Here is a 13,878-nt window from a genome sequence, read left to right as displayed (position 1 = left end):
GGATGGACCGAAGCCGGCAAAGGCCCGATCTGGTCATTTTCGACTGCGACGGCGTGCTCGTCGACAGCGAGCTCGTGAGCTGCCAGTGCCTTGTGGACGAGCTGTCCGGATTTGGGATATCGCTGACACTTGCGCAGGCGCTCGAGCTGTTTCTCGGACGAAGCACGAGCGCGATCACGCAGCACTATCGCGAACTCGGCCAGGCGGTGCCGGCCGATTTTCCCGTCCGGCTGAAGTCGCGCGTACTGACCGCCTTCGAGAAAGCGCTCCATCCGATTCCCGATGCGGATACCGTCCTGTCCGGACTGCGCGTGCCGTGTTGCGTGGCCTCGTCGAGTGATCTCGACCGCGTCGCGCTGTCGCTGAGGGTGACCGGTCTCGCGCCCCATTTCGGCGACCGGATCTACACGGCGCAGATGGTCACGCACGGCAAGCCCGCGCCGGATCTCTTTCTCCACGCGGCGGAGAAAATGGGCGCGCTCCCTGCGCGCACACTGGTGATCGAGGACAGCGTCAGTGGCGTGCTGGCCGCGAAGGCTGCCGGCATGACCGTCTGGGGATTTGTCGGCGGCAGCCATTATCGCGGACGCGACGGCCAGGCTATATTGTCCGGCGCCGGGGCCGATCGGGTCTTCGCGCACATGAGCGAATTCTGGGAGGCATAGGCCGCCATGGCCGTCGAGAACGAAAGGTCCAGACTCGACGATGCCGCGCGTGCCGGCTGGCTCTATTTCATTGCCGGTCACACCCAGGACGAGATCGCAAAGATGCTCCAGGTCTCGCGGGCCTCCGCGCAGCGGCTGGTCTCGCTGTGCCTCGCCGAACGTCTCATCACCTTCCGTCTCGAACATCCCATCGCCGCCTGCATGGAACTGGCGGCACGCTTGAAGGAGCGCTTCGACCTCAGCCATTGCGAGGTGGTGCCGGCCGATCCTGCCGCGCCGCAGGCCACGGCAGGCATCGCCGAACGCTGCGCCAATCTGCTGGATTCGACGTTGCGTTCGGAAACGCCCGTCATCGTCGCGCTCGGCACGGGCAGGGCGGTGCGCGCCGCGGTCGAGCGCGTGACGCCGATCGACCGGCCCAACCACCAGATCGTCTCGCTGGTCGGCAACATCTCCGCCGATGGTTCGGCGAGCTTCTACGACACCGTCGGCCGGCTCGCCGACCGCACCGGTGCGCGGCACTATCCGATGCCGCTGCCGTTCCTGATGTCGTCGGAAGACGAGCGCAACAAGATGGTGCGGATCGAGCCGATCGCGAAGGTTAAGGCGGTCGCGGCCAAGGCTGACTTGCGCCTCGTCGGCATCGGTCAGATGGACCAGAAGGCGCAAATCCACGTCGACGGCTTCGTCACCCGCGACGAATTGTTCGAGATGATGCGGCAGGGGGCGATCGGCGAAATCACCGGTTGGGCCTATGATTCCAAGGGCCGCCTGCTCAAGGCCGGCACCAACAGGCGCCTCACCAGCATTCCGCCGGAAGTGCCGGCCAAGACCACGACGATCGGCGCCGCGGTCGGTGCAGCCAAGGTGCCGGCGATCGCGGCCGCGCTGAACGGGCACCTGATCAACGGCCTGATCACGGACGAGGCGACGGCAAGGGCGATTCTGGAGCGGTAGGGCGGGCGCTACAGCCACTTGCGCCAATGTCATCATCCGCGAAAGCGGATGATCCAGTACGCCGCGGCCTATCCGGTGCGAAACCAACTCACGACACGTCGTACTGGATGCCCCGCTTTCGCGGGGCATGACAGCGAAGGCGGAGGAAAAGCTCCGGCCCTCCCGCACCGCAGCACTCATAAGTTGCGGGAACGTCCGCGCGCCTGCTTGACAAGCGCCGCACCTCGTCCGAACATACGCCCAACGCGTGGGCATATGCTCAGAAGCGCGATCCTAGGGAGGTCACCGTGAAACACGTCCTCGGCGCCGTCTGCGGCGCGTCTTGCCTGTTGCTGGCCGTCCCTGTGATGGCCGAAACGACCCTGACCATCGCCACCGTCAACAATGGCGACATGATCCGCATGCAGGGGCTGACCAGCGAATTCACCAAGAAAAATCCGGACATCACCGTCAAATGGGTGACGCTGGAGGAGAACGTGCTGCGCCAGCGCGTCACCACGGACATCGCCACCAAGGGCGGCCAGTTCGACGTCCTCACCATCGGCACTTACGAGGTGCCAATCTGGGCCAAGAAGGGCTGGCTGGTGCCGCTCGCCAATCTCGGCGCCGATTACGACGTCGCCGACCTGCTGCCGAAGATCAGGGACGCGGTCTCCGTCGACGGCAAGCTCTACGCCGCGCCGTTTTATGGCGAGAGCTCGATGGTGATGTATCGCACCGACCTGTTCGAGAAGGCCGGCCTGAAGATGCCGGAAAAGCCGACCTGGGATTTCGTCATCGACGCCGCCAAGAAGCTCACTGACAAGAGCGCCGGCACCTACGGCATCTGTCTCCGCGGCAAGGCCGGGTGGGGCGAGAACATGGCGTTCCTGTCGGCCATGGCCAATTCCTACGGCGCGCGCTGGTTCGACGAGAAGTGGGAGCCGCAGTTCAACACGCCGGAATGGAAGACGACGCTTACGACCTACGTCAATCTGATGAAGGAGGCCGGCCCGCCCGGCGCGAGCTCGAACGGCTTCAACGAGAATCTGGCGCTGTTCAACGCCGGCAAGTGCGCGATGTGGATCGATGCCACGGTCGCGGCGTCCTTCGTCACCAATCCGAAGGAGTCCAAGGTCGCCGACAAGGTCGGCTTTGCGCTGGCGCCGAACACTGGGCTCGGCAAGAACGCCAACTGGCTGTGGGCCTGGAGCCTCGCAATCCCCGCCGGCTCCAAGAAGACGGAAGCCGCCGAAAAGTTCATCGCCTGGGCCACCAGCAAGGACTACACCAAGCTCGTGGCGTCGAAGGAGGGCTGGGCCAACGTGCCGCCGGGCACACGGACCTCGCTCTACCAGAACGAGGACTATCTGAAAGTCGCGCCGTTCGCGAAGCTGACGCTGGCCTCGATTGATGCGGCCGACCCGAACAAGCCCACCGTGAAGCCGGTGCCTTACGTCGGCGTGCAATACGCGGCGATCCCCGAATTCCAGGGCATCGGCACGCAGGTGGGCCAGCAATTCTCCGCCGCGCTCGCGGGATCGATGACGGTCGATGCCGCGCTCACCGCCGCGCAATCCGCGACCGAGCGCGAGATGAAGCGCGCCGGCTATATCAAGTAGACCCGAGCTCTCCCTGAGCTCACACTTGCGGCCATCCACCAGCCAGCCCCGGACGGATGGCCGCCTTCTTTCTCCAGCGGAGAGGCCAAGAATGGCAACCCGGCAGACGCAGTTCCTTGCGCGGTCGCTTCTGACCCCGGCCGTCGGGCTCCTGTTCATCTGGATGATCGTCCCGCTGGCGCTGACGATCTATTTCTCGACCCTGCATTACAGCCTGCTCGATCCCGGCTCCGAGGCGTTCGTCGGCCTGGAGAATTTCCGCTACTTCCTCACCGATCCCGCCTTCCTCGCTTCGCTCCGGAACACGCTGGTGCTGGTCGGCTCGGTGCTGGCGCTGACCATCCTGCTCGGCATTCCCCTGGCGGTGCTGCTCGATCAACCCGTGATCGGCCTCAACATCGTGCGGCTGATGGTGATCGCACCGTTCTTCGTGATGCCGACGGTGAGCGCGCTGGTCTGGAAGAACCTCTTGATGCATCCGGTGTCCGGCCTGTTCGCCTGGCTCGCCAAGGTATTCGGGCTGACGCCGATCGACTGGTTCACTGACGCGCCGCTGCTCGCGGTGATCCTGATCGTCGCCTGGCAATGGCTGCCGTTCGCGACGCTGATCCTGCTCACCGCGCTGCAATCGCTTGACGAGGAGCAGAAGGAGGCGGCCGAGATGGACGGCGCCAGCGCGCTCTCGGCCTTCATCTACATCACGCTGCCGCATCTGGCGCGTCCCATCACAGTGGTGATCTTGATCGAGACCATCTTCCTGCTCACGGTGTTCGCCGAGATCTACGTCACCACCGGCGGTGGTCCCGGACTGTCGACCACCAACATCGCGTTCCTGATCTATTCGCAGGCGCTGATCCAGTTCGATGTCGGCAGTGCCTCCGCCGGCGGCCTCGTTGCTGTCGTGATCGCCAACATCGTCGCTTTCTTCCTCGTCCGCATCGTCGGCCGCAACCTGGAGGCATGAGAGCATGGCGCGGATGGCGACGACGCAGCGGGTGGTGGTATCGACGATCGGGGCGTGGTTCTTCGGCTTCCTGATCTTCTTCCCGATCCTCTGGATGGTACTGGCGAGCTTCAAGACCGAGTTAGAGGCCTTCGCGATTCCGCCGTCCTTCCTGTTCTTCCACTGGACCACGGAAAACTACGCCACCGTACAGGAGCGCAGCGACTATCTGCATCACGCGCTGAACTCGATCATCATCGCCGGCGGCTCGACCTTGATCGCGCTGCTGATCGCAATCCCCGCGGCCTGGTCGATGGCGTTCTCCCCGACCAAACGCACCAAGGACATCCTGCTCTGGATGCTCTCGACCAAGATGATGCCGCCGGTAGGCGTGCTGGTGCCGATCTATCTGATCTTCAAGACCTTCGGCCTGCTCGATTCCCGCGCTGGACTGATCTTCATCCTCTGCCTCGGTAACTTACCGATCGTGATCTGGATGCTCTTTACCTATTTCAAGGAGATCCCGCGCGACATCCTCGAAGCCGCGCGCATGGACGGCGCTACCATCGGCCGCGAGCTCGTCTATGTGCTGACGCCAATGGCGATCCCGGGCCTCGCCTCGACCATGCTGCTCAATCTGATCCTCGCCTGGAACGAGGCGTTCTGGACGCTCAACCTGACGACCTCGAACGCCGCGCCGCTCACCACGTTCATCGCCTCCTATTCGAGCCCGGAAGGGCTGTTCTGGGCAAAGCTGTCGGCGGCCTCGACGCTGGCGATCGCGCCCATTCTCGTCCTCGGTTGGTTCAGCCAGAAGCAGCTCGTGCGCGGGCTCACCTTCGGCGCGGTGAAGTAAAGGGGCTGGCGGATCATGGGTCAGATCACACTTCAGGACGTACAGAAATCCTTCGGGCCCGTGCACATCATCAAGGGCGCCGATCTCGAGATCGCGGACGGCTCCTTCGTGGTGTTCGTCGGCCCGTCCGGTTGCGGCAAGACCACGCTGCTGCGGCTGATCGCCGGGCTCGAGGACGTCTCAGGCGGCAAGATCCTGATCGACGGCAAGAACGTCGTCGACACGCCGCCGGCCAAGCGCGGGCTGTCGATGGTGTTTCAGTCCTATGCGCTCTATCCGCATATGAGTGTGCGCGGCAATATCGGCTTCGGCCTCAAGATGGCGGGTCTTTCCAAGGACGAGACCAACCGCAAGGTCGAGGCGGCGGCGGCGACGCTGAACCTGACGCCTTATCTCGACCGCAAGCCGCGCGAGCTCTCTGGCGGCCAGCGCCAGCGCGTCGCGATCGGCCGCGCCATCGTCCGCGAGCCCAAGGCGTTCCTGTTCGACGAGCCGCTGTCCAACCTGGATGCGGCCTTGCGCGTGCAGATGCGGATAGAGGTCACGCGGCTCCAGAAGCAGCTCGGCACCACCGCGATCTACGTCACCCACGATCAGGTCGAGGCCATGACCATGGCCGACAAGATCGTCGTGCTCAATGGCGGCAAGATCGAGCAATATGGCTCGCCGCTGGAGCTCTACGAGCGGCCCGCCAATCTCTTCGTCGCCGGCTTCATCGGCTCGCCGAAGATGAACTTCGTCACTGGCGAGCACGCCTTGCAGAAGGGCGCGGCGACGATCGGCGTGCGGCCGGAGCATCTCAAGATCGAGCGCGACGGCGCCGGCGGCTGGCAGGGAACGATCGCGGTCGCCGAGCATCTGGGCAGCGACACCTTCCTTTATGTCGATGCCGGACCGCTCGGCATGCTGACGGCGCGCTACATCGGCGAATTGAGCCTGCATGCCGGCGACCGCGTGTCGCTGGTGCCGGATCCCGCGCGCATCCATCGCTTCGACGACAGCGGCAACGCGCTTCGGGGCTGACAAGAAACGGCAAGAGACGGCAAGAGACGGCAAGAAACGGAAAGACCACCATGTACCTCGAAAAATTCAAGCTGAGCGGCAAGACCGCGTTCATCACCGGCGGCGGGCAAGGCATTGGCCTCGCCTGCGCGGAAGCGCTGGCCGAAGCCGGCGCGAAGGTCATCATCGGCGACCGCGACAGCAAGGTTGCCGACAGCGCGAAGGCCAGCCTGAAGGCGAAGGGTTTTGACATCGAGACGGCGATCATGGACGTCACCGACACGAAGCGCGTGGCGGAGGTCGCGGCCGACCTCGTCGCCCGCCACGGCAAGGTCGACATCCTCGTCAACAATGCCGGCATCGCCCGCAGCGAGACGCCGGCCGAGACCGTCACCGACGAGCACTGGCTCAACGTCATCGACGTCAATCTCAACGGCACCTTCTGGTGCTGCCGCGAATTCGGCAAGCACATGCTGAAGGCCAGGAGCGGCGCCATCGTCAATGTCGGCTCGATGTCGGGCTTCATCGTCAACAAGCCGCAGGAGCAGTGCTTCTACAACGCCTCCAAGGCCGGCGTGCACCATTTGACCAAGTCGCTGGCCGCCGAATGGGGCGCGCGCGGCGTCCGCGTCAACGCGGTGGCGCCGACCTATATCGACACGCCGCTCAATGCTTTCGTGAAAAGCACCCCGAAAATGTATGACGCCTGGATCGGCGGAACCCCGATGGCGCGGATGGGGCAGGTCGAGGAGATCGCCTCCGTCGTGCTGTTCCTGGCCTCGGAGGCCGCGAGCCTGATGACCGGCAGCATCGTGCTGGTGGATGGCGGCTACACTTGCTGGTAGGCTTGCGTCAAAACTGACGAGAGCGACCGGGAGCGACAATGCCGCGAGCGTATATCGGCGTCGACGTGGGGACCACGAGCACGCGGGCGGGGGTGTTTGACGAGGCGGGCACCCTCCTTGCCACCGCCAAGCATCCGATCCGGATCTGGCACGAGGCCGGCGACATCGTCGAGCAATCGTCGTCCGACATCTGGGACGCCTGCGTAAAGTCGGTGCGGGCGGCGATGGCGGAAGCTGCCATCGCGCCCGACAGCGTCGGCGGCATCGGTTTCGACGCCACCTGTTCGCTGGTCGTCCTCGATCGGCAAGGCGAGCCGGTCACCGTCAGTGCCTCCGGCGACCGCCAGCGCAATGTCATCGTCTGGATGGACCATCGCGCCACGGCCGAGGCACGGCTGATCAACGAGACCGGGGACGCGGTGCTGCGTTATGTCGGCGGTTCGATCTCGCCCGAGATGGAGATGCCGAAGCTGCTGTGGCTGAAGCGGCACATGCGCGCGAGCTTCGATGCCGCCGGTCATTTCTTCGATCTGGCAGATTATCTGACCTGGCGCGCGACCGGGTCGCTGCAGCGCTCGACCTGCACGGTCACCTGCAAATGGAACTACCTCGCACACGACGGCGGCGGCTGGAGCGCGCCGTTCTTCAAGCGCATCGGTCTCTCCGATTTCGTCAGCGAGAAATACGCCCGCATCGGCACCGAGATCGTCGCGCCCGGCACGCGGCTCGGCGAAGGCCTCACCCGAACTGCGGCTGCGGAGCTCGGCCTGTCGCCGGGCACGCCGGTCGGCGCCTCGCTGATCGATGCCCATGCCGGCGGCATCGGCGCGATCGGCGGACGCGACGGATCGGGCGGAACGAGCGATGTCAGCGACCGTCTCGCCTACATCATGGGGACGTCGGCCTGCATCATGGCGACGACGATGGAGCCGTGCTTCGTGCCCGGCGTATGGGGCCCTTATTATTCCGGCATGGTGCCGGACTTCTGGCTCAACGAAGGCGGCCAGTCGGCTGCGGGCGCGGCGATAGACCATCTCCTCAAGTCGCATCCCGGCCATGCCGAGGCGAGCGCGGCGGCGCGCAACGAGGGTGTCGACCTCATCGAGTACCTCGAGCGGCGCATCATCGCGCGCGCCGGTGACGTCAGCCGTGCCGCGCTGCTCGCCCGCGACGTCCATGTGCTTCCCGAATTCATCGGCAACCGCTCTCCCTACGCCGACCCCGACACCCGCGCGGTGATCGCGGGCCTCGACCTCGACAGCGACGTTGGTGCGATGGAGCGGCTGTTCGTCGCCGGCCTCTGCGGTCTGGCTTATGGCCTCGCCGAGGTGATCGAGGCCTTTGCCGCGCATGGCGTCCATTCCAGCATCATGATCATGGGCGGCGGCGCGAGCCGCAGTCCGCTGGTGCGGCAGATCATGGCGGATACCACCGGGCTCACCGTCGCGCTGCCGCAAACCAAAGAACCCGTGCTGCTGGGCGCCGCGATGCTCGGCGCGGTGGCCGGCGGTGCCTATGCCTCGATCGGCGAGACCATGGCGAAGATGTCGGCGCTGGGACGGAAGAGCGAACCGACCGCGCCCGGCATGGCCGCGTTTCATGCCCGCAAGCGCGAGGTCTACAAGCTGCTCCGCGAGGTCGATCGCGGCAGCCGTGAAGCGATGCGCGAGGGTGCCGGAGGTTGAAACGGATGTTGATTGCCTGCGGCGATGCGCTGATCGATTTCGTCCCGACGCGAAACACCGAGGGGCGAGAGGCGGTGATGCCTGCGGTCGGCGGCTCCTGCCTCAACGTCGCGATCGGCATGGCGCGGCTGGGCGCGCCGACAGGATTTGTCGGCGGCGTCTCGACCGACATGTTCGGACGAATGATCGCAGATCATGCGACGGCGTCGAACGTCGAGCTGGGGCTGGCCACCCGCAGCGACCGCCAGACCACGCTCGCCTTCGTGCGCATCGTCGCGGGCGAGTCGCACTACGCCTTCTACGATGCCGAAACCGCGACACGGAACTGGACCTACCGGCGCGGCACAATTCCGTTCGCGAATATCGAGGCCGTCCATGTCGGCTCGACCACGCTGGTGAACGACCAGGGCGCGGCCGAGACGAAAGCCCTGATCGCGGACGCGCGCGCGTCGTCGACGATCTCCTTCGATCCGAACTGCCGCCCCAATCTGGTCAAGAACAAGCCGGCCTATCTCGCGCGCATGGCCGAGTTCGCAGGCCAAGCCGATCTCATCAAGATGTCGGATGTCGATTTCGCGTATCTCTTCGGCGAGGAGCCCCACGAGCAGCGCGCGAAGCTGCTGTTGGGGCAGGGCACGAGCCTCGTCGTCATCACCCGCGGCAACAACGGGGCTATTGCCTGGCACGCGGGAGCAGGGCAGATCGAAGTTCAGGCGCCGAAGGTCGAGATCGCCGACACCATTGGCGCCGGCGACAGTTTTCAGGCTGCGCTCCTGTTCGCCCTGCACAAGCAGGGCCGCATCAGCCGGCAGCAGCTGAAAGACATCGGCGCGGACGAGCTTCGCCGCGCGCTGTCCTTTGCCGCCAATTGCGCCGGCATGACCTGTACCCGCCCGGGCGCCGATCCGCCGTGGAGCCATGAAGTCACGTGGGGCGTCTAGCGCGGCTGCGCATCACAGCCGTGCGACGACCTTCTCGGCGCATTTGAGGAAGGTGCGGATCAGCGGGCTCTGCGAATCCCGCCGCCAGCACACGGCGATATCGATGGAGTCGGCGGCATCCCGCAGCGGCCTGAACACGATGCCCTGCGGCGCGCCGAGCTTCGCGCAGGCCGGCAGGATCGCAAGCCCCTCGCCGGCGAGAACGAGGCTCATCGCCGAATGCACCGTCTCCACCCGGCTCGCGATCGGCATCACGATCTGATGCCGCCGCAGCAAGGCTGCGACCGCGGAGGAGGCGGGGTCTTGCTCCGGCGGCGGCAGCGCGATCAGCGGGCGGCCCTGGAGTCGCGCCATCGGCACTGCGCTCAGGCGCGCAAGCGGCGAGCGCTTCGGCATCGCCAGCATGAACGGCTGCGCGCCAATCCGCGCCACCTGGATCTCGGGATGGTGGATCGCCGGCATGCACAGCGCGACGGTGACGCTGCGGTCGAGCAGCCGCGCCTCGCGCGTCGAGGCGCTGAGCTCGGCGAAGTCGAGGTCGACGCCGGGAATGGATCGCCGCAGCTCGGGGATCAGGCGCGGCAGCATGGCGTTCGCGAGCACGAACATGTATCCGACCGAAATCCGCCCGCGGCTGCCGGCCGCGACCGCCCGCGCGGCTTCGACCCCGTCGGCCGCGAGCGCCAGCGCCTCGCCGGCGCGCACCAGCAGGGCCTGGCCCGCTTCGGTCAGGTCCATGCCGCGCGTGCCGCGGCGGAACAGCGGCGCGCCAACCTCGGCCTCTAACTTGCGGATCTGGACCGACAGCGGCGGCTGGGCCATCCGCAGCCGTTCGGCGGCCTTGCCGACGCTGCGCGCCTCGGCCACGGCGACGAAATAGCGAAGCCGGTGAAGATCCATTGGCATACCGAAAACGTATGGGTTGACCATCAAAATGGTATTGGACGCTGAGTTAACAGAAGTGTCATTCTCGCTGTCAATGCCTTGTCAATGCTTGGGCCAACGAGGGCCGGCTTCGGAGCGATGATTTGACGATGAACGGCGATCCCTGCCTGCTGTCCGCAACCGAGCTGCGCGGCCTCGTTGCCACGAAGAAGATTTCGCCCGTCGAGATCACCCGTGCCGTGCTCGCGCGCGCCGAGGCGCTTCAGCCCGAGCTGAACTGTTTCATCACGCTCTGCGGCGACGAGGCGATGACGCAGGCGCTTGCGGCCGAGCGCAAGGTGATGGCGGGCGAGCCGCTTGGCCTGCTGCATGGCCTTCCCGTCACCGTCAAGGACATCGTCAACACTGGCGGCGTGAAGACCACGTTCGGCGCCGTTCCCTACAAAGACAACGTGCCGGCCGAGGATGCTGTTGCGGTGGCAAAGCTCCGTGCGGAAGGCGCGATCCTGATCGGCAAGACCACGACGCCCGAATTCGGCAGCAAATGCCTGACCGACTCGCCCTTGTTCGGCCGCACCCGCAATGCGTGGAGTGCGGAGCGGTCCTCCGGTGGCTCCAGTGGCGGCGCGGCCGTGGCGGTGGCGAGCGGCATCGCGCCGCTTGCGATTGCGACCGATGGCGGCGGATCGACGCGAATTCCCGCCGCTTGCAACGGCGTGGTGGGGCTGAAGCAGAGCAACGGCGTGATCGCGCACAGCCAGGCGCTCGACGCCTTCGGCAACCAGACCTATGTCACGCCGACCACGCGCACGGTCGCCGACACCGCGCTGATGATGCAGGCGATGGCCGGCGAGGACTCCTGCGATCCCTGGTCGATCGGCGTGCCCGTGCCCGATTTCATCGGCACCGCCGCGCCGCGCGGCGATCTGCGCGGGCAAAGGATCCTGTTCTGCGAGTCGCCTCCCGGCCGCCCGGTGTCGTCAGATGTCGCGGCCAGCTTCAAGGCGAGCCTCGACCGGCTGGCCGGTCTCGGTGCCGAGCTCGAGGAGTTCTCCGGCGAGGGGTTTGACATCGAGCCGATCTGGCGCGCCATCAACCACACCGTCTGGCGTACGCGTTTCGCCAAGCTGGTGGCCGAGCATGGCGACGTCCTCAGCGAAGCCTTCGTCAAGCAGGTCGCGCTCGCGACCAATGTCAGCGGCGTCGCCTATCAGGAGGCGATGTTCGCGCGCACCGCGCTGTTCCGCCGCGTGCAATCCCTGCTTGCGCGCGGGCATCTTTTGGCGATGCCGACCATCACCCGCACCGCGCTGCCGATCGACCAGGACCTGTTCGGCACCATCGAGATCGACGGCAAGCACTTCGACAGCGTCCGGCCGCACTGGTTCCCCTGGACCATGCCGTTCAACATGACCGGGCACCCCGCGATCAGTCTTCCCTGCGGCTTCGGCCGCGACGGCCTGCCGATCGGGCTTCAACTCGTCGGGCGCTTCCGTGCCGATGCCGAATTGCTGCGCGTGAGCGCGCTGTTCGAGGCCTCGCACGATCTTCTGTCCCGCCGGCCCGGCTGAGGTGAGGCACATGCCGCAAAGGACTTGCCTCCGGCGCCCGGACATGTTGATCGTGCGGCGGATGAGCCCTGAAGCCGAGCGCGCATGAGCGTATTCTTTCTTCGACGTCTGTTGACCTTGCTGGCGACGCTGGTCGGCGCATCCGTGATCATTTTCCTGGTGCTGGATGCGCTGCCTGGCAATGCCGCGCAGATGCTGATGGGCGCGGATGCCTCGGCCGACGCGGTGCGCGCGCTTACGGTCAAGCTCGGGCTCGACCAGCCGCTGGCGGTTCGCTATCTGCAATGGATCAAGGGCCTCCTCGTCGGCGATCTCGGCAACAGCTATGTCTATGGCACGCCGGTCGCGAGCCTGATCGCGGAGCGGCTCGTGCTGACCGTTCCGCTCGCGATCATGTCGATGCTGATCACGGTGACGCTGGCGCTCTCGGCCGGCATCTACACCGCGGCCAACCACAACAAGCTCGGCGACGTCGGCGTGATGTCGTTGACGCAAGTGGGCATCGCGCTGCCGAATTTCTGGTTCGCGATCCTGCTGGTCCTCCTGTTCTCGGTGCGGCTGCAATGGCTCTCGGCGGGCGGCTTTCCCGGCTGGGAGGACGGCATCTGGCTCGGCATCAAGTCGCTGCTGCTGCCGGCGGTCTCGCTCGCCGTGGTGCAGGCCGCGATCCTCGCGCGCGTCACGCGCTCGGCGGTGCTCGAAGTGCTGCGCGAAGATTTCGTCCGCACGGCGCGCGCGAAGGGGCTCGGCAAGCGCGAAGTGCTGTGGAGCCACGTGCTGCGCAACGCCATGATCCCCGTGATGACGGTGATGGGGCTGCAATTCGCCAATCTGCTCGCCGGCACCATCGTGATCGAGAACGTGTTCTACCTGCCGGGCCTCGGCCGCCTGATCTTCCAGTCGATCGCCAACCGCGACCTGATCGTGGTGCGCAATTGCGTGATGCTGCTTGCGGCCATGGTCGTCATCGTGAATTTCGTGGTCGACGTGCTCTACGCCTTCATCGATCCCCGCATCAAGGTCCACGATTTGTGAGCGCGCCCCTGACCACTTCGGTCGACGCCCCGATCGCAACGCGTCCGCTGCCGGCCCGCACCTTCTGGGCCCGCGCGCTGCGTCACCGCAGCTTTGTGCTGGGCGGAGCGCTGAGCCTGCTGGTACTCGCCTCGGCGCTACTGTCGCTGGTGTGGACGCCGTGGTCGCCCTATGAGATCGACATCGCCTCGAAGCTCCGACCGCCGTCGGCGGCGCACTGGCTCGGCACCGATTCCTTCGGCCGCGACATCGTCTCGCTGCTACTCGCGGGCGCGCGCTCGACCATTCTGGTCGGCATCATCGCCGTGAGTATCGGTCTCACCTTCGGCGTTTGCCTCGGCCTGATCGCTTCTGCCAAGCGCGGCTGGACCGAAGAAATCATCATGCGCTTCTCCGATTTCACCTTTGCCTTTCCGGCGGTGCTCTCCGCGATCATGCTCGCCGCGGTCGTCGGGCCGGGCATGGTGACCTCGATCATCGCGATCGGAATTTTCCAGATCCCGACGCTGACCCGGCTGACGCGCGGCTCGGCCAACGCGATCTGGGCGCGCGAATTCGTGCTGGCCGCGCGCGCGTCGGGCAAGGGCAAATTCCGCATCACCATCGAGCATGTGCTGCCCAACATCCTGTCGATCCTGATCGTGCAGGTCACCATCCAGTTCGCGCTCGCGATCCTTGCCGAAGCCGCGCTATCCTATCTCGGTCTCGGCACGCAGCCGCCGCAGCCGTCCTGGGGGCGGATGCTGAACGATGCGCAGACGCTGCTGTTCCAGTCGCCGATGCTCGCGGTCTATCCGGGCGCGGCGATTGCCATCGCGGTGCTCGGGCTCAATCTGCTCGGCGACGGACTGCGCGATCTGCTCGATCCGCGACTGGCGCGGGAGCGATGACG

13 protein-coding genes are annotated in these 13,878 nt (G+C 65.9%); 12 read left to right on the top strand and 1 reads right to left on the bottom strand.

The window, feature by feature from the left end; translation table 11 throughout:
• The first annotated feature begins 2 nt into the window (after positions 1-2).
• The 9 genes from AB7531_RS30830 (at position 3) to AB7531_RS30790 (ending at position 9,495) form a co-directional block, all read left to right on the top strand.
• The gene (locus AB7531_RS30830) at positions 3-665 is read left to right on the top strand and encodes an HAD family hydrolase (protein ID WP_063984469.1); all 663 of its coding nucleotides are present in this window, start codon (positions 3-5) and stop codon (positions 663-665) included.
• A gap of 6 nt (positions 666-671) precedes the next feature.
• Positions 672-1,622, top strand: coding sequence for a sugar-binding transcriptional regulator (locus tag AB7531_RS30825; protein ID WP_063984468.1), 951 nt, complete (start codon positions 672-674; stop codon positions 1,620-1,622).
• A gap of 347 nt (positions 1,623-1,969) precedes the next feature.
• The gene (locus tag AB7531_RS30820; protein ID WP_441256852.1) at positions 1,970-3,223 is read left to right on the top strand and encodes an ABC transporter substrate-binding protein; all 1,254 of its coding nucleotides are present in this window, start codon (positions 1,970-1,972) and stop codon (positions 3,221-3,223) included.
• A 91-nt stretch (positions 3,224-3,314) separates the two neighbouring features.
• On the top strand, positions 3,315-4,187 hold the full coding sequence (locus AB7531_RS30815) for a carbohydrate ABC transporter permease (RefSeq protein WP_063984466.1): 873 nt from the start codon (positions 3,315-3,317) through the stop codon (positions 4,185-4,187).
• Between the two features lie 4 nt (positions 4,188-4,191).
• A complete protein-coding gene (locus AB7531_RS30810; protein ID WP_063984465.1) occupies positions 4,192-5,022 on the top strand; it encodes a carbohydrate ABC transporter permease in 831 nt (276 codons plus the stop codon).
• 15 nt (positions 5,023-5,037) lie between these two features.
• Complete coding sequence (locus tag AB7531_RS30805; protein WP_063984464.1) at positions 5,038-6,045, top strand: ABC transporter ATP-binding protein; 1,008 nt, start codon at positions 5,038-5,040, stop codon at positions 6,043-6,045.
• Positions 6,046-6,095: 50 nt separating this feature from the next.
• The gene (locus AB7531_RS30800; RefSeq protein ID WP_063984463.1) at positions 6,096-6,869 is read left to right on the top strand and encodes an SDR family NAD(P)-dependent oxidoreductase; all 774 of its coding nucleotides are present in this window, start codon (positions 6,096-6,098) and stop codon (positions 6,867-6,869) included.
• A 38-nt stretch (positions 6,870-6,907) separates the two neighbouring features.
• Positions 6,908-8,554, top strand: coding sequence for an FGGY-family carbohydrate kinase (locus AB7531_RS30795; protein WP_063984462.1), 1,647 nt, complete (start codon positions 6,908-6,910; stop codon positions 8,552-8,554).
• A gap of 5 nt (positions 8,555-8,559) precedes the next feature.
• Entirely contained in the window at positions 8,560-9,495 is a 936-nt protein-coding gene (locus tag AB7531_RS30790; RefSeq protein WP_063984461.1) for a carbohydrate kinase family protein, read from the top strand.
• Positions 9,496-9,507: 12 nt separating this feature from the next.
• On the opposite strand, the gene AB7531_RS30785 is transcribed toward AB7531_RS30790, so the two are convergent.
• On the bottom strand, positions 9,508-10,395 hold the full coding sequence (locus AB7531_RS30785) for a LysR family transcriptional regulator (protein WP_063984460.1): 888 nt from the start codon (positions 10,393-10,395) through the stop codon (positions 9,508-9,510).
• Positions 10,396-10,529: 134 nt separating this feature from the next.
• Here AB7531_RS30785 and AB7531_RS30780 point away from each other — a divergent pair, with 134 nt between their 5' ends.
• From AB7531_RS30780 to AB7531_RS30770, 3 genes are all read left to right on the top strand, one after another.
• Complete coding sequence (locus AB7531_RS30780; protein ID WP_063984459.1) at positions 10,530-11,951, top strand: amidase; 1,422 nt, start codon at positions 10,530-10,532, stop codon at positions 11,949-11,951.
• Between the two features lie 84 nt (positions 11,952-12,035).
• Complete coding sequence (locus AB7531_RS30775) at positions 12,036-12,986, top strand: ABC transporter permease (protein ID WP_063984458.1); 951 nt, start codon at positions 12,036-12,038, stop codon at positions 12,984-12,986.
• Positions 12,983-13,876: an ABC transporter permease gene (locus AB7531_RS30770; RefSeq protein ID WP_166098018.1), complete on the top strand. Its 894-nt coding sequence runs from the start codon at positions 12,983-12,985 to the stop codon at positions 13,874-13,876. The genes AB7531_RS30775 and AB7531_RS30770 overlap by 4 nt, the downstream gene beginning before the upstream one ends.
• Positions 13,877-13,878: the final 2 nt, after the last annotated feature.

This window comes from Bradyrhizobium sp. 63_E2_N1_3, from assembly GCF_052076005.1.
Taxonomy (GTDB): Bacteria; Pseudomonadota; Alphaproteobacteria; order Rhizobiales; family Xanthobacteraceae; genus Bradyrhizobium; species Bradyrhizobium barranii.
The sequence above is the reverse complement of the archived record's forward strand: the minus strand, read 5'-3'. Positions and strand labels throughout refer to the sequence as shown.